At 71.2% G+C, this 24,737-nt stretch carries 19 protein-coding genes; 7 read left to right on the plus strand and 12 right to left on the minus strand.

The genetic code is table 11. The annotated features are described in order from the left end of the window. Positions 1 to 56: 56 nt before the first annotated feature. Positions 57 to 1,499, plus strand: a complete 1,443-nt coding sequence (locus EW117_RS08355) for a class II fumarate hydratase (protein ID WP_129785602.1) — start codon at positions 57 to 59, stop codon at positions 1,497 to 1,499. A 113-nt stretch (positions 1,500 to 1,612) separates the two neighbouring features. Here the strand turns inward: EW117_RS08355 and EW117_RS08360 are convergent, their stop codons facing one another. Both EW117_RS08360 and EW117_RS08365 read right to left on the minus strand, forming a co-directional pair. Then, the gene (locus EW117_RS08360; protein ID WP_129785604.1) at positions 1,613 to 2,383 is read right to left on the minus strand and encodes a GOLPH3/VPS74 family protein; all 771 of its coding nucleotides are present in this window, start codon (positions 2,381 to 2,383) and stop codon (positions 1,613 to 1,615) included. A gap of 275 nt (positions 2,384 to 2,658) precedes the next feature. Further along, on the minus strand, positions 2,659 to 3,918 hold the full coding sequence (locus EW117_RS08365; RefSeq protein WP_242504183.1) for an RNA 5'-3' helicase PhoH2: 1,260 nt from the start codon (positions 3,916 to 3,918) through the stop codon (positions 2,659 to 2,661). A gap of 504 nt (positions 3,919 to 4,422) precedes the next feature. On the opposite strand from EW117_RS08365, the gene EW117_RS08370 reads away from it, so the two are divergent. Together EW117_RS08370 and nhaA are read left to right on the plus strand one after the other, a co-directional pair. Next, positions 4,423 to 4,986, plus strand: a complete 564-nt coding sequence (locus EW117_RS08370) for a DUF1697 domain-containing protein (RefSeq protein WP_129785608.1) — start codon at positions 4,423 to 4,425, stop codon at positions 4,984 to 4,986. A 183-nt stretch (positions 4,987 to 5,169) separates the two neighbouring features. Then, complete coding sequence (nhaA, locus tag EW117_RS08375; protein WP_422890529.1) at positions 5,170 to 6,465, plus strand: Na+/H+ antiporter NhaA; 1,296 nt, start codon at positions 5,170 to 5,172, stop codon at positions 6,463 to 6,465. A gap of 130 nt (positions 6,466 to 6,595) precedes the next feature. Here nhaA and EW117_RS08380 read toward each other — a convergent pair whose 3' ends face one another. From EW117_RS08380 to EW117_RS08410, 7 genes are all read right to left on the minus strand, one after another. Continuing rightward, on the minus strand, positions 6,596 to 7,855 hold the full coding sequence (locus EW117_RS08380) for an acetyl-CoA C-acetyltransferase (protein WP_129785612.1): 1,260 nt from the start codon (positions 7,853 to 7,855) through the stop codon (positions 6,596 to 6,598). 66 nt (positions 7,856 to 7,921) lie between these two features. Continuing rightward, positions 7,922 to 10,159 carry a DUF6351 family protein gene (locus tag EW117_RS08385; RefSeq protein ID WP_242504161.1) on the minus strand — a complete coding sequence of 746 codons (2,238 nt, stop codon included), beginning with the start codon at positions 10,157 to 10,159 and terminating at the stop codon, positions 7,922 to 7,924. Between the two features lie 164 nt (positions 10,160 to 10,323). Beyond that, complete coding sequence (locus tag EW117_RS08390; RefSeq protein ID WP_129785614.1) at positions 10,324 to 10,974, minus strand: CoA transferase subunit B; 651 nt, start codon at positions 10,972 to 10,974, stop codon at positions 10,324 to 10,326. A gap of 3 nt (positions 10,975 to 10,977) precedes the next feature. Continuing rightward, on the minus strand, positions 10,978 to 11,802 hold the full coding sequence (locus EW117_RS08395) for a CoA transferase subunit A (RefSeq protein WP_129785616.1): 825 nt from the start codon (positions 11,800 to 11,802) through the stop codon (positions 10,978 to 10,980). 39 nt (positions 11,803 to 11,841) lie between these two features. Continuing rightward, positions 11,842 to 13,209 carry a short-chain fatty acid transporter gene (locus tag EW117_RS08400; RefSeq protein WP_242504162.1) on the minus strand — a complete coding sequence of 456 codons (1,368 nt, stop codon included), beginning with the start codon at positions 13,207 to 13,209 and terminating at the stop codon, positions 11,842 to 11,844. Further along, positions 13,206 to 13,970, minus strand: coding sequence for a 3-hydroxybutyrate dehydrogenase (locus tag EW117_RS08405; protein ID WP_129785618.1), 765 nt, complete (start codon positions 13,968 to 13,970; stop codon positions 13,206 to 13,208). The genes EW117_RS08400 and EW117_RS08405 overlap by 4 nt, the downstream gene beginning before the upstream one ends. Before the next feature lie 14 nt (positions 13,971 to 13,984). Next, a complete protein-coding gene (locus EW117_RS08410) occupies positions 13,985 to 15,349 on the minus strand; it encodes an MFS transporter (RefSeq protein WP_129785620.1) in 1,365 nt (454 codons plus the stop codon). A gap of 168 nt (positions 15,350 to 15,517) precedes the next feature. On the opposite strand from EW117_RS08410, the gene EW117_RS08415 reads away from it, so the two are divergent. Together EW117_RS08415 and EW117_RS08420 are read left to right on the plus strand one after the other, a co-directional pair. Further along, positions 15,518 to 16,447, plus strand: a complete 930-nt coding sequence (locus EW117_RS08415; protein ID WP_129785622.1) for a LysR family transcriptional regulator — start codon at positions 15,518 to 15,520, stop codon at positions 16,445 to 16,447. 144 nt (positions 16,448 to 16,591) lie between these two features. Next, a complete protein-coding gene (locus EW117_RS08420; RefSeq protein ID WP_129785624.1) occupies positions 16,592 to 17,866 on the plus strand; it encodes a hypothetical protein in 1,275 nt (424 codons plus the stop codon). An 11-nt stretch (positions 17,867 to 17,877) separates the two neighbouring features. Here the strand turns inward: EW117_RS08420 and EW117_RS08425 are convergent, their stop codons facing one another. Next, a complete protein-coding gene (locus tag EW117_RS08425) occupies positions 17,878 to 19,398 on the minus strand; it encodes a helix-turn-helix transcriptional regulator (RefSeq protein WP_242504163.1) in 1,521 nt (506 codons plus the stop codon). Positions 19,399 to 19,554: 156 nt separating this feature from the next. Here EW117_RS08425 and aceA point away from each other — a divergent pair, with 156 nt between their 5' ends. Both aceA and aceB read left to right on the plus strand, forming a co-directional pair. Further along, the gene (aceA, locus tag EW117_RS08430; protein WP_129785628.1) at positions 19,555 to 20,901 is read left to right on the plus strand and encodes an isocitrate lyase; all 1,347 of its coding nucleotides are present in this window, start codon (positions 19,555 to 19,557) and stop codon (positions 20,899 to 20,901) included. After that, the gene (aceB, locus tag EW117_RS08435) at positions 20,901 to 22,751 is read left to right on the plus strand and encodes a malate synthase A (RefSeq protein ID WP_242504164.1); all 1,851 of its coding nucleotides are present in this window, start codon (positions 20,901 to 20,903) and stop codon (positions 22,749 to 22,751) included. The genes aceA and aceB overlap by 1 nt, the downstream gene beginning before the upstream one ends. A 287-nt stretch (positions 22,752 to 23,038) precedes the next feature. Here the strand turns inward: aceB and EW117_RS30765 are convergent, their stop codons facing one another. Together EW117_RS30765 and EW117_RS08445 are read right to left on the minus strand one after the other, a co-directional pair. Next, on the minus strand, positions 23,039 to 23,533 hold the full coding sequence (locus tag EW117_RS30765) for an HNH endonuclease (RefSeq protein WP_165362583.1): 495 nt from the start codon (positions 23,531 to 23,533) through the stop codon (positions 23,039 to 23,041). Continuing rightward, entirely contained in the window at positions 23,439 to 24,668 is a 1,230-nt protein-coding gene (locus EW117_RS08445) for a DUF222 domain-containing protein (protein WP_165362584.1), read from the minus strand. Before EW117_RS08445 ends, EW117_RS30765 begins: the two co-directional genes overlap by 95 nt. Between the last annotated feature and the right edge of the window lie 69 nt (positions 24,669 to 24,737).

Here is a 24,737-nt window from a genome sequence, read left to right on the forward strand (position 1 = left end):
ACAGGGGTCACGCGCTCAGGTACGTGACCGGGGCGAGGCTGCGGCACGATAGACCCATGACTGCTGACACCGTCGTCTCGTCGAGCTCTTCCGAGTCCGGCGACACCACCGACTACCGCATCGAGCACGACACCATGGGCGAGGTCCGGGTCCCCGCGAACGCGCTGTACCGCGCGCAGACGCAGCGTGCCGTCGAGAACTTCCCCATCTCCGGCACCCCCCTCGAGCGCGCCCACATCGAGGCCCTCGCGCGCGTGAAGAAGGCCGCCGCCATCGCGAACGCGGAGCTCGGTGTGCTCGACCGGGACATCGCAGACGCGATCGTCGCCGCCGCTGACGAGGTCGCCTCCGGCAAGCACGACGGCCACTTCCCGATCGACGTCTACCAGACCGGCTCCGGCACGTCGTCGAACATGAACACCAACGAGGTTCTCGCGACGCTCGCCACCGCGGCGCTCGGCAAGGACGTGCACCCGAACGACCACGTCAACGCGTCGCAGTCGTCGAACGACGTGTTCCCCACCTCGGTGCACGTCGCGGCGACGTCGGGCGTCGTGAACGACCTGATCCCCGCGCTGACCCACCTCGCGGAGGCCCTGCGGGCCAAGTCGGACGAGTACGCGACGGTCGTGAAGTCCGGCCGCACGCACCTCATGGACGCGACGCCGGTCACGCTCGGCCAGGAGTTCGGCGGGTACGCCGCGGCGATCCGCTACGGCGTGGAGCGCCTGCAGGCCGCGCTGCCGCGTGCGGCCGAGGTCCCACTGGGCGGCACCGCCGTCGGCACGGGCATCAACACCCCCGCAGGCTTCCCGCAGCGGGTCATCGCGCTGCTCGCGCAGGACACCGGCCTGCCGCTGACCGAGGCGCGCGACCACTTCGAGGCCCAGTCGGCGCGGGACGGCCTGGTCGAGCTGTCGGGTGCGCTGCGCACCATCGCGGTCTCCGTGACGAAGATCTGCAACGACCTGCGCTGGATGGGCTCCGGCCCCAACACGGGTCTGGGCGAGATCGCGCTGCCCGACCTGCAGCCGGGCTCCTCGATCATGCCGGGCAAGGTCAACCCGGTGATCCCCGAGGCAGTGCTCATGGTGTGCGCGCGTGTGATCGGCAACGATGCGACGGTGACGTGGGCCGGTGCCTCCGGCTCGTTCGAGCTCAACGTCCAGATCCCGGTGATCGCGCAGGGCGTGCTCGAGTCGATCCGCCTGCTGTCGAACTCGTCGCGGGTGCTGGCCGACAAGACCATCAGCGGCATCACGGCGAACGTCGACCGGGCCCGCGCCCTGGCCGAGTCGTCGCCGTCGATCGTGACGCCGCTGAACCGCGTGATCGGCTACGAGGCCGCCGCGAAGGTCGCCAAGACCGCCGTCAAGGAGGGCATCACGGTGCGCCAGGCCGTGATCGACCTGGGCTTCGTCGAGCGCGGCGAGGTCACCGAGGAGCAGCTCGACACGGCCCTCGATGTCCTCTCGATGACGCGCCCGCCCCAGGCCTGAGCCTCGATTCCTGCCAAGGGAAGTCTCAACCCCTTGGCTGTGAGCGTGATCGTTGCGCCTACACGCCCGATTTGGGCGCAACGATCACGCTCACAACGATGGACTGGCTGCGGTCAGGACACCGGGGCTTCGGCGGGCTCAGCGGCGGCCGGCGAGGTCGTGTCCGCGGCCTTGTCGGCGTCGTTCGACAGGAGGATGAAGGCCGCCGCGGCGACACCGACCGTGGCGACGGTCGCGACCGTCGCCGCGATGGCGACCTGGGTCGCGACGGTGGCCACGCCCCACTCGCTGCCGGCGATCTCCTCGGCGCGGTCCTGGGCGGCCTTGCGCTGATCCTTGCCGACCAGGCCGCCGATGAGGCCGGACCCGTGCAGCAGGGAGATCAGCGTAGCGGTGCGCTCGTCGGGCTCGGCACCATCGACGAGGACCTTCGTGAGGGTGGCGCGCAGCGCGGTCTCGTGGCTCGAGTCGGCGGCCGGCCAGCGGGTGACGGGGAGCATCCGGAAGAGCTTGGACTCCTCCTTCTCGAGGATCCCGCGCTCGACGAGGGCGGCCAGGAGGTTCTCCTCCGCGTTCTCGGAGACGGCCTCGACGATCTTCCGCGCGGGCGCGTCAGGAGCGTCGAGCGCGGCCTGCAGGGCGGCGTCGAGAGCCACGTGGCCGGTGGGCGCGTTGTCGGTGACGAGGATCGTGGCGTCACCGGCCTTCTCGCGCTCCTCCTTGGTCGCGCCGGCCTCCGGCGCGCCCCGCATGAGGGTCTTGTTCGCGGCGGCGAGGTCGGCCAGGAGCGCGCCTGCGAGGCGAACACCCAGGTTGTCGACGTTGGCGGTCTTGCCCGTCTCGTCGTCGACGGCGAGCAGCAGGAAGTCTTCGGCAATCAGCATGCCCCGATGCTATATCCGACAAGCGAGACAACGCCCTAATTGAGACGACTGCCGGGAAACGATGGCGCGAACTCCAGGGATCACCGCCGGTAACAGCCTTTGGTTAGGCTTACCTAAGCCTGCTAGAGTCGGCAGCGCACGCATGGGAGGCGGCCGCCGGGCTGCGGGGCTGGGGGGTTCCGTCCGGCGGCCCGCCTCTCCCGTGCCAGAAGTTCCAACGTGTCAGAGGCTCAGGTCACCATGGTGACCTGAGCCTCTGACGTGTCGATCTGGACTCAGACCTCCAGGCGCTCCAGCATGTCGGTCACCAGCGCCGCCACCGGCGAGCGCTCCGAACGGGTCAGGGTCACGTGCGCGAAGAGCGGGTGCCCCTTGAGCGCCTCGATGACGGCCGCGACACCGTCATGCCGGCCGACCCGCAGGTTGTCGCGCTGAGCGACGTCGTGGGTGAGTACCACGCGCGAGCTCTGGCCGATCCGCGACAGCACCGTCAGTAGGACGTTGCGTTCGAGGGACTGCGCCTCGTCCACGATGACGAACGAGTCGTGCAGGGACCGCCCGCGGATGTGCGTGAGCGGCAGCACCTCGAGCATGTCCCGCGCGATGACCTCTTCGACGACGGCGGGCGAGACCAGCGCGCCGAGGGTGTCGTAGACGGCCTGCGACCACGGGTTCATCTTCTCGGACTCGGACCCGGGCAGGTAGCCCAGCTCCTGGCCGCCCACCGCGTAGAGCGGCCGGAACACGACCACCTTGCGGTGCTGCTCCCGCTCCAGCACGGACTCCAGGCCGGCGCACAGGGCGAGCGCCGACTTGCCCGTACCGGCCCGGCCACCGAGCGAGACGATCCCGATCTCTTCGTCGAGCAGCAGGTCGATCGCCACGCGCTGCTCGGCCGAGCGGCCGTGGACCCCGAACACCTCCTGGTCGCCGCGGACCAGCCGCACCCGCTTGTCCGCCGTCACGCGCCCGAGCGCCGAACCGCTCGGCGAGTGCACCACCATCCCCGTGTGCACCAGCAGCGGCTCAGCCGCCTCGACCGTCGCCGGGTCCAGTGTCGCGATCTCGACCGACTCGTTCTCCCAGAGGGATCCCATCTGCTCGTCGGACAGGTCGATGTCGCGCATGCCGGTCCAGCCGGAGTCCACCGCGAGCTCGGCCTTGTACTCCTCCGCCTGCAGACCGACGGCGGACGCCTTCACCCGCATCGGCAGGTCCTTGGAGACCACCGTGACGCTGTTCCCCTCGGCCGCGAGGTTCGCGGCCACCGCGAGGATCCGGGTGTCGTTGTCGCCCAGGCGAAAACCGGCGGGCAGCACCGTCGGGTCCACGTGGTTGAGCTCCACCCGCAGCGTGCCGTCCGCGTCCCCCACGGGGACCGGTGAGTCGAGTCTGCCGTGCTGCACCCGCAGCCCGTCCAGCATCCGCAGGGCGCTCCGGGCGAAGTACCCGAGCTCGGCGTGGTGACGCTTGGCCTCCAGCTCCGTGATCACGACGATCGGGAGAACGACATCGTGCTCCGCGAACCGCAACATCGCCTTCGGATCACTCAACAGCACGGACGTGTCGATGACGAAGGTCCTGCGTTCGTCACCTGCCGCGCCGGGAGCGGCGTCGGCACTCTGGTCGGACGGACGGGTGGTGTGTGCGGAATGGCTCACTGCGGTCTCCCTCCGGCGCCGAAACGCCGTGACAGCCTCGTCGCTACCTGGCGGGTACCGCCTGTCGGCGGAACCGCCCCGGACGAACCGGGACTGGTGGATGGGCCGGGCGACCAGCTCGGCGCGCCGCGTCGTGGCGCAGAGCCGGGGCCGGCCCTTCTCCACGGAGCGAGCACTCCATAGGTTGGCCTCCCGAAGGGGCGACTGGGTGCCGTCCCTGAGTTGGAAACTACGCGCCCTGCCATCCCATGACCAGGGCTACGCCCCGGCGGGTCGCAAGTTGTCACGAACTGTTCACACGCTGGCAATGGCTTGACGATTCCTCCAAGGATTGGCAAAACTCGCTGGAAGACGCGCCGTAGCGGCAGGATGGGACACATGGCCTACTTCGCGATCCTGCTCCGAGCCGTCAATATCGGACCGAGCCTGCGCGTCACGGCTGCCGACCTGCGCGGCGCCGCCGACGACGCCGGCCTCGGCGCCGCCCGCACCCTCCTGAACAGCGGCAATCTCGTGGTCACGCCGGGGACCTCGGGGGCCACCGAGGCGCGCGACATCGCGCGCCTCGTGCGGGAGTCCCTCGGTGAGCGGCTGGGCCAGGACGTGCCCGCCGTCGGACTGAGCGCCGAGCAGCTGACGGCGATAACGCAGGCCAACCCGTTCCCGGCCGCCGCCCGGGACGACCCATCCCACCTGCAGGTACACGTACCGTTCGGCGAAGTGGACGAGGCGGGCGTGGCCCGGCTCGACCTGGCCAACGCCGGCCGGGAGATGCTGGCGACGGCCGTCGGAGTGCTGTACGTGCACTACGTGGACGGAATCGGCCGCTCCAAGCTCACGCCCAAGGTCATCGACAAGGCGGTCGGCGCACCGACCACCGCACGGAACTGGAATACGATCACCAAGCTGCGCGCGGCCTGCGACGGATCGGCTTCCCGGTAGCGGCGCGGGACAGATCGTGACCCAGGTCTCACCCACCGAGTGGCCAGGCGACAGCCAGGCAAGGCCGGGGCAGGGTGACCTGGCAGGTAAGGTAAAGGGCAGGTGTGCCGGGAAGTCTGGTCGGCGTGGACCGGGTCGACCGGTCCGTCACAGACGACCCGCAAGCCGAGAGGACACGCGTTGATCTCTAACGCCGCCGCACCCGCCCCGAGCCGCATCCAGCGTCTGAAGACCTGGATATCCCGAGAGACGACGGGCGGCGTGCTCCTGATCGGGGCCGCGTTCCTTGCCCTGCTGTGGGCCAACTCGCCCTGGCGTGAGTCCTACCAGACCCTCTCCGACACGGTCATCGGGCCCGCCATGATCGGGCCGATCGACGTCCACCTCGACCTGGCGCTGACCGCCTGGGCCGCGGACGGCCTGCTCGCGATCTTCTTCTTCGTGGTGGGCGTGGAGCTCAAGCACGAGTTCGTCGCCGGCAGCCTGCGCAACCCGAAGGAAGCGGGCGTCCCGATGATCGCCGCCGTGGGCGGCATGGTGATCCCCGCGGCGATCTACGTCGGCGCCCTCTTCCTGTTCGGCGACACCGGGGCCTTGCACGGCTGGGCCATCCCGACGGCCACCGACATCGCGTTCGCCGTCGGTGTCCTGGCGATCTTCGGCCGCGGGCTGCCCGCGGCGATCCGGACCTTCCTGCTCACCCTCGCCGTGGTGGACGACCTGCTGGCGATCGTCGTCATCGCGATCTTCTACACCAGCGAGATCCACTGGCTGTCGCTCCTCGGCACGCTCGTCTGCGTCGGGCTGTTCTGGTGGCACGTGCGCTCGCGCAAGCCCCGGTGGTTCATCCTCCTGCCGCTCGCGGTCGTGGCGTGGGTCCTGATGCACGCGTCCGGCGTGCACGCGACGATCGCCGGCGTGCTGCTCGGCTTCACCGTCCCTGCGATCGCCATGCACGGCGAGGCGAAGTCCCGCACCGCCCAGTACGAGCAACGGATCAAGCCTCTCTCGTCGGGCTTCGCGCTGCCCGTGTTCGCGTTCTTCGCCGCCGGGGTCTCGCTGGTCGACGGCGAAGGACCGGGCGCTGTGATCGGCCAGCCGGTCGTCGCCGCGATCGCGGCGGGCCTCGTCCTGGGCAAGCTTCTGGGCGTGCTGGGCACGACGGCGCTGGTCACCCGGATCACGCCGCTGCGCCTGCCCGACGGCATCGGCGTCCGCGACCTGCTGCCCGTCGGGTTCCTGGCCGGTATCGGGTTCACCGTGTCGCTGCTGATCAGCGAGCTGTCCTTCGACGGCTCCGAGCACACCGACGGCGCCAAGATCGCGATCCTCGGCGCCTCGGTGCTGGCCGCTGTCCTCGGCGGCATGTCGCTGCGCTGGGACGCCCGCCGCGCCCGCACCGCGGACATGAACCTCGACGGCCGGGCCGACGTGATCAGCGAGTACATCGGCGACGCCAAGGACCGCGAGTCCCACTGACCCCTCGCCCCCCTCGCCGAGGTAGAACCAGGGCGAAGTAGGACTGCAGCGGACCGCGGTGCGCTGCAGTCCTACCTCGCTACAGTCCTACCTCGCTACAGTCCTACCTCGCACTGGTTCTACCTCGGCGTCAGTACTCCAGGAGGAGAGCCTCGCCCTGGCCTCCGCCACCGCACAGGCCGACGGCGGCCCGGCCGCCCCCGCGCCGCGCCAGCTCGTGCGCCGCGTGCACCGCGATCCGGGCGCCGGACGCCCCGACGGGGTGCCCCAGGGCGATCCCGCCGCCGTGCACGTTGACGCGGTCCAGCGGCACACCCAGGGCCTGCGCCGACACCCCGACCACCACGGCGAACGCCTCGTTGATCTCCACGACGTCGAGGTCCTCGGCCGTCCAGCCCTGCCGCTCCAGCGCCTGGGCGATCGCCCTGGCCGGCTGGGAGTGCAGCGAGTTGTCCGGACCCGCCACCTGACCGTGCGCGCGAACCGTCGCGAGCACCGGCACGCCCGCCGCCTCCGCCCGGCCGCGCGTCGTGAGCACGAGGGCCGCGGCGCCGTCCGAGATCTGCGACGAGTTGCCCGCCGTCAGGGTCCCCTCGCCCGAGAACGCCGGGCGCAGCTTCGCCAGCGACTCGGGTGTCGTGTCGGGCCGGACACCCTCGTCGGTGCGCACCTCCACGGCCTCGCCCCGGCGCTGCGGCACCAGGACCGGCGCGAGCTCGGCCTCGAACACACCGTCCTTCGCGGCCGTCGCGGCCCGCTGATGGGAGGTCGCGGCGATCTCGTCCTGCTCCTGGCGCGACACGAACACCGAGCCGGAGTTGTGGTCCTCCGTCGAGATACCCATGGAGACGCCGTCGAACGCGTCGGTCAGGGCGTCGCGCGCCGTGGCGTCCAGCAGCTCCGCGGCGCCGTAGCCGAACCCGAACCGGGAGCCCGGCAGGAGGTGCGGGGCGTTCGTCATCGACTCCTGGCCGCCCACCAGCACCACGGCGGCCTCGCCCGTGCGCAGCAGCCGCGCGCCGTCGATGATCGCCGTCAGCCCGGAGAGGCAGACCTTGTTCACCGTGACGGCCTGCACGTCCCAGGGGACACCGGCGGCGACCGCCGTCTGCCGGGCCGGGTTCTGCCCGGCACCCGCCTGGATCACCTGGCCGAAGATCACCTTGTCGACGTCGGCGGCCAGCGGCCCCGCGTCCTCCAGCGCGCGGCGCGCCGCGACCGCGCCCAGCTCGACCGCGCTCAGCGCGGACAGCGACCCCTTCAGCCGTCCCTGCGGCGTCCGCGCCGCCGAGACGATCACCACGTCGTCAGCACCGTTCTTGTCGGCGCTGTTCTCTGCACCCCGTGCGGCGCTCGTGGCGCTCGCCCGGATGGTGTTCGGGTCAGTCATGGGACCTCCTTTGGTCGTCTGCTCAGCGTATCTCCGGCACTCCAGGCAGCGGCAGCCCGGCAGCCGTCACTCCTCCGCGAAGTCCCACCGGCCGGGCGCCGAGAAGAACGCCCACGTGCCGCCGATCGGACCCTCGTCGACGCCGGGCCGGTCGTAGTCGCACACCCCGTCAGCGAAGACGTGCCGCAGGCGGTGCCACTGCCTGGCCGACATCGCCGGGTAGTCCCAGCGCTCGGGCGACGTGCGCCGGCACGTGATCACGTCGCTGGCCAGCGGGCCGCCCGCGACGATCCGCGGGGAGGCGAACGTCGGGTAGAGGTCGGCGCACTGCCCGGCGTCGGGCCGGATGTCCTCGACGATCTTCCTGCTCGCCAGTTCCTCCGGCGAGCTGATAGGCCCCGGCGTCCAGCAGGCGTCGACCAGGTCGGCGGGTCTGCTGTCGACGACGACGTCGTGCGGGTCGCGCCAGGACCTGTCGGCCTGGACGGCCCGGATCCACCGGTCCATCTGCTCCAGGGCCTGGACCAGCACCGGGTTGGCGGGATCGAGGCCGCCGTAGGTGTTGTCCTGCACGAGCATCACCTGGTTGTCGGCGTCTCCGTTGGCCTCGATCAGCCGCTCCTGGGTGGAGAAGGAGTGGTAGCGCATGTGGATGTCACCGCCCGGCAGGCCGTCCGTGTACGCGCGGAAGTCGATGATCGGCGTCCTGGCGAGACCGCCCCCGCCGTCGAGCATCCGGCCCGTACGGTACGCCGCCCGCCGCGCCGCGGGATCCGCCTGGATCCGCTCCGCCGTGGGCTCGGCGTCGATGTCGAACCCACCGATGCCCTCGTTCAGGTCGAGGAACTGGTCGACGCCGATCATGCCCTCCCGCAGGGCCTCCAGGCCGTACTGCACCCCGACGTTGTCCAGCGGACGCCGCGCGAAACCCGTGCCCGGGCTGATCCCGTACGCGGTGCGGGTGTGGTCCCAGATCGTCCCGCGTGCGCCGGTCGGGTTGGTGACGGCGTCGTAGCGCACTTCCACCGGTACCGACGCGTCGAACTCGGCGTCCGGGTCGAGGCGGTTGGCACCGGTGCTCTGCGCGGCGATCGCACGGTGTACCCCGAAGCCCGCCACGGCGAGCTGCTGCTCCGCGGTGAAGCTGTCCGCGCCGGGCTCGTCGCCGGTGAACCAGGTGTGCAGCAGGCGGGCGTCGGCCAGCTTCTGCGAGGTGCCGAAGCCGACGTCGGGAAAGCTGCAGCCCACGATGATCCCGTCGAGCAGGCCCGGGTAGTTGTCCGCGGCCTGGTGCGCCTGGTAGGCACCGCCGGAGCAGCCCCAGCCCATGGTGTACGCCGGCTCCCCGTACGCCTCGGCGAACCGCTCGGTGGTCATCGCCAGCGTCTCGGTGGTCAGCAGGTCGGAGCAGTTGTTGCCGAACGCGTTCAGCGTGTTCGAGGCGACCGCGAAGCCGCGCGACAGCATCGAGTCGACCAGCACACCGCCCGTCCCTGCGCCCTGCTGGTACCAGCCGCGGCGGCAGCCGCCGCCGAGCGTGTAGACCAGCCGCCCGTTCCAGCCCTCGCTGCGCTGGTGCGCCGTGGGCTGTGGCTCGTTCGCCGGGTCGTGCAGGCTTGCGATCTCGTAGATCCCGCGGTTCGCGGTCCCGATCTCGATCCGGACGATGTACGGCACCTCGGCGCCGTCCAGGGTGGTGGTCGTGGCGAGGTCGGCGGGGTGCTGGGCCAGGTCCGGCAGGACGGCGAACCGGCCCGCCGTCGTGCGGTACATGTACTCGACCCGGGTGGCCAGCGAGCAGTCCTCGTCGACCGGCGGCCCGCCCGGGGCTCCGGCCGGGCTCCGGTACTCGGTCGTCTCGCAGTAGAACGGCACCTGTTGCGGCCCGGAGAACACGGGCCCGGTCGCCGGGTGCACCGAGATGCGCTGGGCCGACGTCGCCACGCCGGGCGCCTGGGCGGCCAGGTTGTGCGGCCCCGGCTCCAGCCCGCCGACCAGGCCGAGCAGGTCGTCCCCGTCCGGCCGGAACAGCCCGGTGACGTCCGCTCCGTCGCGGGTGACGGTCACGTCCCCGGCCGCCGTCCCGGCCGGGAGGCTGACGCGGACCAGGGTCTCGGGGCCGCTCACGGCGTCCGGCCGGCTCGACACGGTGGTGATGCGCAGACGGTCGCGGTCGGCGGCCTCCGCGGCGGCGGACGGCGTCACCGACGCCGCGATCGCGAGCGGGACGCCGAGGGCGGCGACGAGCGCACCGGTCATCAGGCGACGGCGCGTGGGCGCGGGCAGGAGCACGGGCAGGGTCATGGAGCAACTCCTCATCGAGTCGACCGCACGAGAACCGGGTGGCACCGCCCGCAGGCCTGCCGGGACAATCCCACAGCAACGTAATGATTCGGACGAAACCACGTCAAGAAGAATCCGGGCCAGGTTTCCCGGCCCGGATTCCGCCGGACGACGGTCGCCAGGCGCTAGACCATCGGCTCCACGAGCTCCACGGCGAGCTCCGGCTCGGTCTTGTCGACGACCTCCTCGGCCGTCACTCCCGGCGCGAGCTCCCGCAGCACCAGCCCGGACGGCGTCACGTCGAGCACCGCGAGATCGGTGATGATGCGGTTCACCACACCCTTGCCGGTGAGCGGCAGGCTGCAGGCGTTCAGGATCTTCGGCGCCCCGTCGCGCGCCGTGTGCTCCATCAGGACGATCACGCGACCGGCGCCGTGCACCAGGTCCATCGCTCCGCCCATGCCCTTGACCATCTTGCCGGGGATCATCCAGTTGGCCAGGTCGCCCGTCGCCGACACCTGCATACCGCCCAGGATCGCAGCGTCGATCTTGCCGCCGCGGATCATCCCGAACGACGTCGCGGAGTCGAATATCGACGAGCCCGGCAGCAGCGTCACCGTCTCCTTCCCCGCGTTGATCAGGTCGGGGTCCACGGCGTCCTCGGCCGGGTACGGCCCGACACCGAGGATCCCGTTCTCGGACTGCAGCACCAGGTGCCGGCCCTCGGGCACGTAGTTCGGCACGAGCGTCGGCAGCCCGATGCCCAGGTTCACGTACATGCCGTCGGTCAGCTCGCGCGCGGCGCGAGCGGCCATCTCCTGTCGGGTCAGTGCCATGGTTCAGGCTCCCTTCGTGTCGGACGACGACGGCGCGGCGACCGTGCGCCGCTCGATCCGCTTCTCGATGTCGGTGCCCACGTGCACCACGCGGTGCACGTACACGCCCGGCAGGTGTACGGCGTCCGGGTCGATCTCCCCCGGCTCGACGAGCTCCTCGACCTGCGCGATGCAGACGCGTCCCGCCATTGCGGCGAGCGGCGAGAAGTTGCGCGCGGACTTGTTGAACACGAGGTTCCCGTGCCGGTCGCCGCGCAGGGCGTGCACCAGCGCGAAGTCGGTGCTGATCGCCTCCTCCAGCACGTACTCGGCGGCGTCTTCCCCGCTGCCGAACGCGCGCACCTCCTTGGCGGGGGACGCGATCGCGACGCCGCCGGCGCCGTCGTACTTGCGCGGGAGGCCGCCGTCGGCCACCTGGGTGCCCACGCCCGTGCGCGTGAAGAACGCCGCGATACCCGCGCCGCCGGCGCGGAGCTTCTCGGCGAGCGTGCCCTGCGGGGTGAGCTCCACCTCGAGCTCGCCCGAGAGGAACTGCCGCTCGAACTCCTTGTTCTCCCCCACGTACGAGCTGGTCATCTTGCGCACGCGGTGGGCGTTCAGCAGGATGCCGAGCCCCCAGTCGTCGACGCCGCAGTTGTTGCTCACCACCGACAGGTCGGTCGTGCCCTGCGCCAGCAGCGCCTCGATCAGGGCTATCGGGTTGCCGCACAGGCCGAAACCGCCGACCGCCAGGGAGGCGCCGTCGGGGATGTCGGCCACGGCCTCGGCCGCGCTCGCGACCACCTTGTCGAACCCGCTGCTGATGGCAGCGCTACCCAGTTCAGTCATCTTCGACTCCATTTCAGTCGGGATCCGATCGGGATCCGGTCAGGCCCCGGGCCCGACGATCAGCAGGGTCGCCGCGAAGACGATCCCCGAGGCCAGCAGTGTCACGGTGGTGTATCCAAGGATGTCCCGCACCTTCAGTCCGGCGATAGCCAGCAGCGGAAGTGCCCAGAACGGCTGGATCATGTTGGTCCACTGGTCGCCGTAGGCCACCGCCATGATCGCGATCGACGGGTCGACGCCGAGCTGGGTCGCGGCGTCGAGCAGGATCGGCGCCTGGACCGCGAACTGCCCACCACCCGACGGCACGAAGAAGTTGACGACGCCCGCCGCCACGAACGCGAGCGCCCCGAACGTCTGCGGCGTCGACACGCTCACTATCGCGTCACTGAAGATCTGGATGAGGCCCGTCGCCGTCATGATCCCGAGGATGCCCGCATACAGCGGGAACTGCAGCAGGATGTCGCCGACGTTGGTCGCGGCGTTCTTGACCAGGGCCGCCACCTCGAAGGGGCTGCGCACCAGCAGGAGCACGAGCGCGAGGAAGGTCCAGTTCACGATGTCGAGGGTCGGCGTGCCGCCGCCGGCGAAGTAGACCACCAGGTAGGCGACGAGCCCGAGGCCGGTCAGCGTGGTGAGCACGCGGCTGGCGTCGAGGCGGTCCGCCGGGGTCACCGGCCGCTCCACCTCGACCTCCGCCTCGCGGGCGTCCACCTCGAGCTCGACGATCCGGTCGGTGCCGCGCGGCGCCACCAGGGCCAGCGCCCCGGCGACCACGACCACCGTGACCAGGGCGGCCACCATGTTCCAGGGGGCGAAGGTGGTCTCGGCGACCGGGATCGTCTCGCCGAGCTGCTCGACGACGAACGAGTCGGCGGTGGCCGCCGTCAGCGGCCCCGAACCCGTGTACCCCATGTGCCAGACGACGAAGCCGGAGAACCCGGCGGCGACCAGCAGCGGGAAGTGCACCCGCACGCCTTTGGCCCGCATCTGGGCGGCCACCTCGCGGGCTAGCAGGCCGCCCGCGACCAGGCCGAGCCCCCACTGCACCAGCGACAGCGCCGACGCGAGGACGGCGACGAACACGTACGCCTGCAGCGGACCGCGCGGCAGGGCGGAGACCCGGGCCAGCCCGCGGCGCACCAGCCGCGTGTTGGCGAGCATGTGCCCCAGCAGCAGGACGAGGGCCATCTGGGTCATGAACTCGAGCAGCCCGGACAGCCCGTCGCCCCAGCCGGTGAGCACGGTGGTGGGCCCGGCGTCGGTGAGCAGGAGCGCGAGGGCCGCCACCACGAACGTCAGCAGGACGGCGAACACCAGCGCGCTCGGGATGAACCGCTCCACCACGGCGTTCACCGGGCGCATCGCTCCCGCGAACGGGTTCCGGGAGGTCTTGGTCGTGTTCGTCATCGCGCGCTCCATCCGCCGTCGATAGTCCATGAGGCGCCCGACACCATCGCACCGTCCGGGCCCGTGAGCCACCCCACCAGCGAGGCGACCTCGTGCGGCTCCACGAGCCGCTTCACCGCGGCCTCCGCGAGGATGACCTGCGCCATCACCTCGTGCTCCGGGATCCCGTGGACCGCCGCCTGCTCGGCGATCTGCTTCTCCACCAGCGGCGTGCGCACATAGCCGGGGTTCACGCAGACGCTGGTGACCCCGTGCTGGCCGCCCTCCAGCGCCGTCACCTTCGACAGCCCCTCCAGCCCGTGCTTGGCCGAGACGTAGGCCGACTTGAACGGCGAGGCAACGAGCCCGTGCACCGAGGAGATGTTGACGACCCGGCCCCAGCCCCGCTCGTACATGCCGGGCAACGCCGCCCGGACCAGCAGGAACGGTGCCTCCAGCATGATCCGATGGACCAGCCGGAAGTCGTCCGGCACGAAGTCCTGGATGGCGCTGACCCGCTGGATGCCCGCGTTGTTCACCAGTACGTCCGTGTCCAGCCGCAGGCCGTCGAGCGCCCGGGTGTCGGAGAGGTCCACCACCCAGGCCTCGCCGCCGACCTCCTCGGCGACGGTCTTGGCGCCGTCGCCGTCGACGTCCGCCACGGTCACGTGCGCGCCGCGGGCCGCCAGCTCCCTGGCGCACGCGGCGCCGATGCCGCTCGCCCCGCCGGTCACGAGCGCCCGGCGGCCGTCGAGCAGGTGGCCCTCAAGGGTCGGGTTCATCGTCGATCCTTCACTCAGTCGTTCCGCGCCGCGAGCGCCCGCTCGCGGGCCTGGTCCTCGGCGTCGAGGTCGTGCAGCGAGGCACCCCGAGTCTCGCGCAGCGCGAGCGCCGCGACCAGCGTGATCGCGGCGGCGACCAGCATGTAGACCGCCGTCGGCCACCAGGATCCGGTGTCCTTGAGCCAGGTGGTGGCCAGGATCGGGGCGAGGGAGCCCGCCACGATGGAGGTGACCTGGTAGCTGATCGAGACGCCCGAGTAACGCATCCGGGTGGGGAACATCTCCGACATGATCGCCGGCTGGACCGCGTACATCATGGCGTGGAAGAGCAGGCCGGCCATGAGGACGGCGAGGATGACCCACGTGTTCCGGGTGTCCATCGCCGGGAACGCGAACCAGCACCAGGTGGCTCCGAGGATCGCGCCGGCGATGTACAGGGGCTTGCGGCCGATGCCGTCGGCGAGCCGCCCCACGATCAGGATCACCACGAAGTGGAACGCGTGCGCGGCCGCCACCACGCCGAGGATCTGTGTCGTGTCCATGCCGAGCGCGGTGCCGAGGTAGACGAGGGAGAAGCTCACCACGAGGTAGTACAGGATGTTCTCCGCGAACCGCAGGCCCATCCCGGTCAGCACGCCCCGCGGGTAGCACTTGATCACCTCGAGGACGCCGTAGCCCTTGGCGCCCTGGTCGATCTCTGCCTTCGTCTCCTCGTAGATGGGGGCGTCGGAGACCCGGGTGCGCACGTAGTAGCCGATGACGATGACAACGGCGGACAGCCAGAACGCGACCCGCCAGCCCCAGGCGAGGAACGCGGCTTCGCTCAGCGTGCCGGACATCGTGTAGAGCACGACCGTGGCGAGCAGGTTGCCGCCGGGCACGCCAGCCTGCGGCCACGCCGTCCAGCGGGCGCGCTCGTCGTTCCGGCTGTGCTCGGCCACCAGCAGGACGGCGCCGCCCCACTCCCCGCCGAGCGCGACGCCCTGCACGAAGCGCAGGATCACCAGGAGTGCGGGGGCGAGGAAGCCGACCTGCTGGAACGTGGGCAGGCAGCCCATCAGCACGGTGGCGACACCGATCAGCAGGATCGTGAGCTGGAGGGTGTGCTTGCGCCCGACCTTGTCGCCGATGTGGCCGAAGATGACGCCGCCGAGCGGCCGCGCGAGGAAGCCGACGGCGTAGGTCACGAACGCCGCGATGATCGCGTCGTACTCGTTGCCCGTCTCGGGCATGAGGACCTTGTTGAAGACGAGCGCGGAGGCGGTCGCGTAGAGGAAGAAGTCGTACCACTCGACGACCGTGCCGGCCATCGAGGCGGCGACGATGCGCCTGATCAGCGACCGGTCGTCCGGCGCTCGGGTGCTCTGCTGTGCAGACATGCTGCTCCTTGGTGTCGACGCTGACACGGGGTCGTGGCCGGGTCGTGCGACCCGCCACGTGTGACTCGCCAGAGTGTTCCCGGGAAGCAGTGTGCGGAGCAATGACGAAGTGGGCAGACCCGATGTGCACGAATGCACACCCGGTGCCGCGGTTGGTAGCGTCGCCGCATGCCAGCCCGCAACGACCCGCCGGCCGGCCAGGTCGCCGACCAGCTCCTGGTGCTGCTCGAGGTCGCCCGCACCGGCCGGTACACGACGGCGGCCCAGGCGCTCGGCGTCAACCACACCACGGTCGCCCGCAACGTCACCGCGCTGGAGCGCGCCCTCGGCGGACGACTCCTGGTGCGCGGGGCGGACGGCTGGGAGCTCACGGCGCTCGGCCGCCGCGCGGCCCGGGCGGGTGAGGCGGTGTCCGACGCCGTCGACCGGCTCGTCGCGGGCGACACCGAGGCCGACCCCGTCACCGGAGTCGTGCGGATGACGGCGACCGACGGGTTCAGCGCCTACGTCGCCTCCCCCGCGATCGCCCGGCTGCGGAGCGAGCATCCGGAGCTCTCCGTCGAGCTCGTCACGGTCACCCGCGTCGCGACGCACCACCGCTCGGGGGTCGACGTCGACGTCGTCGTCGGGCAGCCGAGCGTGCAGCGGGCCAAGGCCGTGCGCCTGGGCGAGTACGTGCTCGGGATGTACGGCGCACGCGACTACCTGGCGCGGCACGGCACGCCGGCCACCGTCGAGGAGATGTCCGAGCACGGCCTGGTCTACTTCGTCGACTCGATGCTGCAGGTCAACGACCTCGACGCACCGCGCAGGCTCGTGCCGGGCATGCAGGACGCCCTCGCCTCGACCAACGTGTTCGTGCACGTCGAGGCCACCCGCGCCGGCGCGGGGCTCGGGTTCCTGCCCTGCTTCATGGCCGACCGGCACGACGACCTGGTGCGGCTGATGCCCGACGTGGTGACGGAGCGCCTGCCGTACTGGGCGGTCATCCGCAGCGAGTCCTGGCGCCGGCCCGCCGTGGCAGCCGTCGTGCAGGCGCTGCTGGCGGAGATGGGACGGCAGCAGGACCGCATGCTGGGCGTCCGTACGGACGACTGACGCCGGCCCGGTTTTTCACCCGTTCTTTCGGTGCCGTGCCGGAGCGGCCGTGCCACGATCGAGGAGGCCTCGGCGGCCCGCCGTGGCAAGGGCGTGGCCGCGCCGCTGCGGTCGCGCGCATCACTGACGCCCCCAGGAGTCACCATGCGCAGAACACTCGTCCGAAGAACCGTCACCGCGGCCACGGCAGGCCTGCTGCTGGGGGGCCTCACCGCCGTCCCGGCCGTCGCCGCGCCGGGTGATCCGGTGCCGGGCTGGGCCCCCCGCCCCGAGGAGGCGCACCGCGAGGTGGCTGTCTCCGACAGGGGCCGCGTCTTCGTGGCCGCCAACTCGGATGGCGGCTACAAGCCGGTCCACTACCTGGAGGTCGGGGCCTTCGAGGCGTGGGACCGCACGCCCAACATCGGCTCGCCTTTCGGCAGCCATCTCGCGACCGGGCCCAACGGCTACGCGGTGCACGTCTCGTACAACACCTACCGCCTGTACGACGGCTCTACCTGGAGCGACGACGCGACGTTCTACGACGGCCGGGTCGACGCCGTCGATATGGACGCGAACCCCGCAGGTGACGTGTCGGTGCTCCTGCGGCTCGCAGAGAACGGGGGCACGGTGCTGGCCCGGCTGCAGCGCGGGGGCCAGTGGACGACGCAGGAGGTCCCGGGGGTCTCGTCGGGCGTTCCCGCCGACATCGTGCTCAACGAGCAGGGCAAGACCACCGTGGTCTGGGCGGTCCCGTCCGGCGAGCGGTCGACGATCCTGCGGTCGGTCGTGCACGCGGGCCGCACCGACTGGTCCTCGCCGCAGACCGTCGGGATCGTGAACGACCCCGAGCCCAATCTCACGATGGTCTCCGACGGCGAGGGTCGCGAGACGATCGTCGGGGGCAACAGCCTCTGGCGGCAGCCGATCTCTACCCGTCCGCACGAGTACCGGTTCCGCACGAGCATCTTCGCCAAGCTCGCTGCCGGCGACTCGGACACCCGCGTGGTCTGGCCCGCCGAGACCGAGGACGCTCACGAGATCCGCTCGGTGATGTTCCACGACGACGTCCAGCGCCCGCAGACCACGCTCTGGTCCTACACCAAGACGCGGTGCACCCGCACCCACGACCTCTACAACGTCCCCTTCGGCGTCGGGATGGCCCCCGGCGGCCGGTCGTACGTCGCGGTCGGCCTCCACCACGACATCGAGCCTGACGAGACCTGCCCCGACGTGGCGTCGCTCCTCCCCGTCGGTCACTACGACCGGGTCCTCAACGAGGAGCCGCTCGGCTACTTCGCCAACGGCGAGGAGTTCCAGGTAGCCGCCGGGCCGGCCGGCCCGGTCGCCGTGGAGTTCAAGAACTGGGACGACCACGCCGACCCCCTGGGCGAGGAGCAGCCCGACGGGCTGTACTCGATGAGCTTCCACCAGCGCTGAGACCTACCCGCTCAGTCCTCGGGAGCGTGCCGCTCCAGGAACTTGTAGACCTCCGTGGTCTCCACCCCTGGGTACGCTCCCGAGGGCATCGCGGCGAGCATCGACGCGTGCGGCCGCGCCGAGGGCCAGGCGAAGTCGCCCCACTTCTCGGACAGCTCCTGCGGCGGACGGCGGCAGCACGACTCGTCAGGGCACCGCGAGGCCCTGCGCTCCGTCGTCTCGCGCCCCTCGAACCACTTGACGTGCGCGAACGGCACGCCGACCGACACGGAGAACGCGCCGTCGGGCGTGTTCTCCACGCGCGAGGTGCACCAGTAGGTGCCCGACGTCGTGTCCGTGTACTGCGCGTACGGGTTGAACCGGTCCTCGACGTCGAACACCCGGCGCGCCGTCCACTGCTTGCACACGTGCTGGCCCTCGACGGCGCCCAGGGCGTCCGACGGGAAGCGCACGCCGTCGTTCTCGTACGCCTTGTGCAGGATCCCCGACTCGTGGACCTTCATGAAGTGCACCGGGATGCCCAGGTGCCGCGTGGCCAGGTTGGTGAACCGGTGCGCCGCCGTCTCGAACGACACCCCGAAGGCGTCGCGCAGGTCCTCGATCGCGATGGCCCGCTCGTCCTTGGCGTCGCGCAGGAACTTCACACCCGGCTTCTCCGGGACCATGAGGGCCGCCGCGAGGTAGTTGGCCTCGACGCGCTGGCGCAGGAACTCGCCGTAGTCGCGAGGCTCCGTGTGGTCCAGCACGTGCGAGGCGAGCGCCTGCAGCAGCGCCGACCGGGTGTTGGACCGGCCGCGAAAGCCCTTGGACGGCAGGTAGACCCGCCGGTACCGGGTGTCGATGACGGAGCGCGTGGAGTGCGGCAGGTCGCTCACGTAGTGCAGCGTGAAGCCGAGATGGGCGGCGATCTCGGCCGCCATGCGCTGCGGCAGCGGGCCGGAGGTGTGCCCGACGTCGGCCAGCAGCGCCTTCGCGACCTGCTCCAGCTCAGGCAGGTAGTTGTCCTTGGCGCGCATGTCGTCGCGGAGCTCGCCGTTGGCCCGACGAGCCTCCTCCGGCGTCGCCGCGCGCTCGGAGTGCAGCCGCTCCAGCTCGCGGTGCAGCGCCAGGATCGTCGCCAGCGCGTCATGGGGCAGCGATTTGCCGATGCGCACGCCCTCGAGGCCGAGCGTGGCGAACAGCGGGCCGCGCTGCGCACGCTCGAGCTCGATCTCCAGGGCGTCGCGCTCCGACGGCGGCTCCGCCGACAGGAGGTCGTCCACGCCCGCGCCGAGCGCCCGGGCGATGGCCTGCAGCTGCGAGAACTTGGGCTCCCGCTTGCCGTTCTCCAGCGTGCTGACCTGCGACGGCGCCCGGTCGATCGCCGAGGCGAGGTCGTCGAGCGTCATGCCCTTGCTGGTGCGCAGGTACCGGATGCGGCGTCCGATGGTGAGGGCATCCGGCTCGGACTCCGCCGGGCCTGTCCCGTTCTGCGCGGGACGCGAGGAACTCACGTTTCGCGCGGTTCTGCGATTTTCGGTGATTCCTGCCATGCCCGAGGGTGACATACGGACAGGCTTCCGATCAACAGAAGAACCCAATTTCTTCTACTGAGTTTCGCTTGAGAAGTGGGTTGCGCAGGGCAGAAGGTCGTAACACGTCACCCGGAAGGCGCGGTGACGACGTTCCATCCCGAGAAGGAGACCGCCATGAGCGCACCCACCATCGATTCCACGTCCGAGGCGACGGCGCCCGCGAGCGCGTCGAGTGTCGTGCGCACCGGCGACCAGGTGCAGACGGCCGAGGAGCTGCGACAGTCCTGGGAGTCCGACCCGCGCTGGGCCGGCATCGAGCGCACCTACTCCGCCGACGACGTCGTCGCGCTGCGCGGCTCGGTCGGCGAGGAGAGCACCCTCGCCCGCCGCGGCGCCGAGCGCCTGTGGCGCCAGCTGCACGAGGAGGACTACATCAACGCGCTCGGGGCGCTGACCGGAAACCAGGCGGTGCAGCAGGTCAAGGCGGGCCTGCAGGCCATCTACCTGTCCGGCTGGCAGGTCGCCGGTGACGCGAACCTCTCGGGGCAGACCTACCCCGACCAGTCGCTCTACCCGGCCAACTCGGTGCCCGCCGTCGTGCGCCGCATCAACAACGCGCTGCTGCGCGCCGACCAGATCGACGTCTCGGAGAACGGCGCCCCGACTCGCGACTGGCTGGCCCCGATCGTGGCCGACGCCGAGGCCGGCTTCGGCGGCCCGCTCAACGCGTACGAGCTGATGAAGTCGATGATCCAGTCGGGCGCCGCGGGCGTGCACTGGGAGGACCAGCTCGCCTCGGAGAAGAAGTGCGGCCACCTCGGCGGCAAGGTCCTCGTCCCGACGCAGCAGCACGTGCGCACCCTGAACGCGGCCCGCCTCGCGGCCGACGTCGCCGACGTGCCGTCCATCGTGATCGCCCGGACCGACGCCGAGGCCGCGACCCTGATCACGTCCGACGTCGACGAGCGGGACCTCCCGTTCATCACCGGCGAGCGCACCGCCGAGGGCTTCTACAAGGTGACGAACGGCATCGAGCCGTGCATCGCCCGTGCCAAGGCCTACGCCCCGTACTCCGACCTGATCTGGATGGAGACCGGCACGCCGGACCTCGAGCTGGCCCGCAAGTTCGCCGAGGCCGTCAAGGCCGACTTCCCGGACCAGATGCTGAGCTACAACTGCTCGCCGTCGTTCAACTGGAAGAAGCACCTGGACGACGACACCATCGCGAAGTTCCAGCGCGAGCTCGGCGCGATGGGCTTCAAGTTCCAGTTCATCACCCTGGCCGGCTTCCACGCCCTGAACTACTCGATGTTCGACCTCGCCCACGGGTACGCCCGCGAGCAGATGACCGCGTACGTGGAGCTGCAGGAGAAGGAGTTCGCCGCCGAGGAGTGCGGATACACCGCCACCAAGCACCAGCGCGAGGTGGGCACGGGCTACTTCGACCGCGTGGCGACGGCGCTCAACCCCGACTCCGCCACCACGGCCCTGACCGGTTCTACCGAGGAGGCGCAGTTCTGATGACCGCCACGATCGAGACCTCCCAGGGAAGCCCCTTCGACGCCGACGCCGGCCTGGCCGGTATCGGCACCCCGCCGGCGTCGCGCGCCGGCATGGCCCGGGCTTCCGGCTCCGCCCGGGCTTCCGGCTCCGCGCCGGCGGCCCGGAGCTCGGCACCGAGCTCGCTGGCGAACGGCGGAGTGAGCGCCTCGCGGACCGGCATCCGCCGGGGCGTGATCACCGTGACGGGTTCCGTCGGGCCGCGGTACGGCGAGATCCTGACGCCGGACGCCCTGGCGTTCCTCGCCCTGCTCCACGACCGGTTCGACGGCGCCCGCGACGAGCTGATCGCGCAGCGCCAGCTGCGCCGTCAGGACATCGCGGACGGCAGCGACCCGGACTTCCGGGCCTCCACCCGGCCGGTGCGCGACGACCCGCACTGGCGGGTCGCGGGCTCGCGCCGCGCGCCGGGCCTGGAGGACCGCCGCGTCGAGATCACGGGTCCCACCGACCCGAAGATGACGATCAACGCGCTCAACTCGGGCGCCCGGTGCTGGCTGGCCGACGCCGAGGACGCGTCCAGCCCGACCTGGCCGAACGTGGTGGAGGGGCAGCTCGCGCTGCACGACGCGATCCGCGGCACCCTCAGCTTCACGAACGAGGCGGGCAAGGAGTACCGGCTGCGGTCGGCGCACATCGCCGACCTGCCGACCATCGTGTTCCGCCCGCGCGGCTGGCACCTCGACGAGGCGCACCTGCGCTACACGGACGCGAACGGCATCACGAGCGGCGCCCTCGGCGGCCTCGTGGACTTCGGCCTCTACTTCTTCCACAACGCCGCCGAGCTGATCGAGCGCGGCCGCGGCCCGTACTTCTACCTGCCCAAGCTGGAGGGCTACCGGGAGGCGCGGCTGTGGAACGAGGTGTTCGAGGTCGCGCAGGATGCCCTCGGCATCCCGCGCGGGACGATCCGCGCCACGGTGCTCATCGAGACGCTGCCCGCGGCGTTCGAGATGGAGGAGATCCTCTACGAGCTGCGCGAGCACTGCGCGGGGCTGAACGCCGGCCGCTGGGACTACCTGTTCTCGGTGATCAAGTGCTTCCGCACGCGCGGCGACTCGTACGTGCTGCCGGACCGCGCGCAGGTCACCATGACCGCACCGTTCATGCGCGCGTACACCGAGCTGCTCGTCGCGACCTGCCACAAGCGCGGGGCGCACGCCATCGGCGGCATGAGCGCCTTCATCCCGGACCGCCGCGACCCGGAGGTCACCCGGAAGGCGTTCCAGCAGGTCGCCGCGGACAAGAAGCGCGAGGCGGGCGACGGTTTCGACGGCACCTGGGTGGCCCACCCCGATCTCATCCCGGTGGCCGAGGCAGAGTTCGACGCCGTCCTCGGTGACGCGCCGAACCAGGTCTCGCGTCTGCGGCCGGACGTCGCGGTGGGGCAGCACGAGCTGCTCGACATCGCCTCCGCCCGGCGGGGCGGGGCGACCGTGACGTCGGCCGGCCTGCGGTCGAACGTCTCGGTGGCGGTCCGGTACATCGACTCGTGGCTGCGCGGTACCGGGGCCGCGGCGCTCGACAACCTGATGGAGGACGCCGCCACCGCCGAGATCTCCCGGTCTCAGGTGTGGCAGTGGATCGCCTCGGGCACGGTGACCGACGACGACCAGCTCCCGGTGACGCGGGAGCGGGTGGAGACCGTCCTGCTCGACGTCGTCGCCCTGCTGCCGCACGAGCCGGGGAACCGGATCGAGGACGCGGCGGCGATCTTCCGCCAGGTCGCCCTCCAGGACGACTTCCCGGCGTTCCTGACGAACCCCGCGTACCAGGGACGGCTGGTGGGCTCGCCCGCCGACCAGGTCTGAGGTCCGCTCGAAGCTGCCCGACGCCGTGCCGGTCGCCGTTCTCTCTCCGCCCCACCATCCCTGGGGTAGGACCGGCCCGGCGTCGGGTGTCGGCTAGCGGGGGGATAGGGCGTCGGGACCGGTTCGTCCACCCCGGCCCTCGACTGCTACACCGACGAGGAGTCCGCGCTGGCCCTCCTCGGCGGCAGCATGTGCGTCGACGACATGGTCAACGCATATCTCCTCGACCTCGAAGCACCGCCCGCCAACGCCCGCTGCAGTCTCTGAGGCGCTTGGCCCCCGGCGTCTCAGGCTGCGCGCGCGACCGGTCGTAGGTGGTGGCGCACGGGTGGGCGCACCCGGCAGGACAAGGCACCCGGGCCCGACTGCGCATCAGACCGCTGGACCGTTGTGCTGGCGGGCCGGGGGCCGTCGGGACGCAGCGCCGTTCGGGCAGGTCGCGGCGGCTCGGGTGCGACCGACCGGTACTCCTGCCCGGTCGGTGTCGTGGTGATGACCGCATGCCTGCCGGTCCCGGGATCGGTCCCCGATCTCGACGTCCAGCCGGCCGCTTCCTTGGCCTGGTTGCACGCGGCGCAGAGGCCCTGGCCGTTCGCCAGCGTGGTCTCACCACCGCGGCCCGCCGGAGTGACGTGGTCGAGATGGCCGATGGGCGCGTCGCACCACGCCGTCCGACAGATGCCCTGGTCACGAGCGCAGCAGGTCTGCGAGCCCGTCGACGAAGAACCGCTGCCTGCTGCTCGTCCCGACCAGGTCGCCCGTGCTCGCGGCGTAGACGGCACGCAGCCACGCAGCGTCGAGGTCGAGGCCGTTCGCGACCAGGTTCCGCGCCACCTCCGCCGGGATGGCGCCGTGTCCCGCCCCCGTGCCGTCGAGCACGACGGCGGGCTCGTGCCCGCCGGCCAGCAGCGCCTGGTCCGACACGACGAGGTGCACCGTGACGGGGACGTCGGCAGCGTGCTCCTGGCCGGTGACTCGCTCGACCAGGGTGTCGGCCATGATCTGCCCGGTGGACCGCTCGTCGCCGCCCGTGTGCCGGGCGGACTCCGCGGCGAGCTTCAGCGCCGCATAGGCCTGCACGCCCTCAGCGACGGGCAGCAGTGCGGTCAGGTACGTCATGGTGTCGGGCGCCGGCCGGATGGTGACGCACCGGTCCGAGGTCGCCTTCGCCGCCCGCTTGGCCCGCGCGGCCGGGTCTATCCGGTTGGCGTGCTCGTTGATGAGAGCGACCAGCCGACGCGTACCGACACCCTCGAGGACCGCCGGGTCTGCACAGAGTTCCGCGTCGATGAGCTGCCGGTCCGCCAGGTTCAGGCAGGCGGTCTCCTTGACCAGCAGCGTCGCCCGCTCCTGGGACAGCCAGCCCTCCCGGAGCGCGTTCAGGGTGTGCGGCATCTCGGTGTGCCACACCTTCGCGACCCCGAGCAGCGATCGCGCCCGGTGCGGCGAGACGCGCAGCGCGAGCCCCACCTGCTGAGCCACGCTCGCCTCGGCGTCGCGCGCGGCGGACTTGGTAGTCACCGGGATCTGGCGGCCACGCTTGTCGTGGGCGGTGCCGCCCGACGCGATCGCCGCCTCCTTCGCCACCCGGACCTCTTCGTCACGCAGGTCGACCAGCACCTGGGACTGTGCGGCCGTGACGCCAGCGGCAAGCTCCTCCAGCGCGCGCAGGGTCGCGACGCGTGAGGCGGCGTCGGCCGGACCTGAATCCGACACGAACCACGCGTGCACGGCCGCGATCCTGTCCGCGGTCACGCCACCGGTGAGGGCACCGGGCGACCCGACGGCGTCGGGCCTGCCGTCGTCGGGCTCGATGTCAGAGACCAGTGCCAGGCCGGCAATCACGTCGCCCGCCCGCGCGGCGGCGGGCAGCACACCGCCAACCGGCGACCCCTCCGCTGCACTCTCTCTGAACACGACATCATCATATAGCACGCCCGTTCGATTGGCCTCTTGAACCCGCCGATCCACAGCCGAACCCTGACC

Source organism: Promicromonospora panici, from assembly GCF_900608595.1.
Lineage (GTDB): Bacteria > Actinomycetota > Actinomycetes > Actinomycetales > Cellulomonadaceae > Promicromonospora > Promicromonospora panici.

Bases quoted from the DNA above. Each gene is read 5' to 3' on its own strand.
- EW117_RS08355 (WP_129785602.1), top strand. From the start codon at position 57: ATGACTGCTGACACCGTCGTCTCGTCGAGCTCTTCCGAGTCCGGCGAC.
- EW117_RS08360 (WP_129785604.1), bottom strand. From the start codon at position 2,383: ATGCTGATTGCCGAAGACTTCCTGCTGCTCGCCGTCGACGACGAGACG.
- EW117_RS08365 (WP_242504183.1), bottom strand. From the start codon at position 3,918: ATGTTGCGGTTCGCGGAGCACGATGTCGTTCTCCCGATCGTCGTGATC.
- EW117_RS08370 (WP_129785608.1), top strand. From the start codon at position 4,423: ATGGCCTACTTCGCGATCCTGCTCCGAGCCGTCAATATCGGACCGAGC.
- EW117_RS08380 (WP_129785612.1), bottom strand. From the start codon at position 7,855: ATGACTGACCCGAACACCATCCGGGCGAGCGCCACGAGCGCCGCACGG.
- EW117_RS08385 (WP_242504161.1), bottom strand. From the start codon at position 10,159: ATGACCCTGCCCGTGCTCCTGCCCGCGCCCACGCGCCGTCGCCTGATG.
- EW117_RS08390 (WP_129785614.1), bottom strand. From the start codon at position 10,974: ATGGCACTGACCCGACAGGAGATGGCCGCTCGCGCCGCGCGCGAGCTG.
- EW117_RS08395 (WP_129785616.1), bottom strand. From the start codon at position 11,802: ATGACTGAACTGGGTAGCGCTGCCATCAGCAGCGGGTTCGACAAGGTG.
- EW117_RS08400 (WP_242504162.1), bottom strand. From the start codon at position 13,209: ATGACGAACACGACCAAGACCTCCCGGAACCCGTTCGCGGGAGCGATG.
- EW117_RS08405 (WP_129785618.1), bottom strand. From the start codon at position 13,970: ATGAACCCGACCCTTGAGGGCCACCTGCTCGACGGCCGCCGGGCGCTC.
- EW117_RS08410 (WP_129785620.1), bottom strand. From the start codon at position 15,349: ATGTCTGCACAGCAGAGCACCCGAGCGCCGGACGACCGGTCGCTGATC.
- EW117_RS08415 (WP_129785622.1), top strand. From the start codon at position 15,518: ATGCCAGCCCGCAACGACCCGCCGGCCGGCCAGGTCGCCGACCAGCTC.
- EW117_RS08420 (WP_129785624.1), top strand. From the start codon at position 16,592: ATGCGCAGAACACTCGTCCGAAGAACCGTCACCGCGGCCACGGCAGGC.
- EW117_RS08425 (WP_242504163.1), bottom strand. From the start codon at position 19,398: ATGGCAGGAATCACCGAAAATCGCAGAACCGCGCGAAACGTGAGTTCC.
- aceA (WP_129785628.1), top strand. From the start codon at position 19,555: ATGAGCGCACCCACCATCGATTCCACGTCCGAGGCGACGGCGCCCGCG.
- aceB (WP_242504164.1), top strand. From the start codon at position 20,901: ATGACCGCCACGATCGAGACCTCCCAGGGAAGCCCCTTCGACGCCGAC.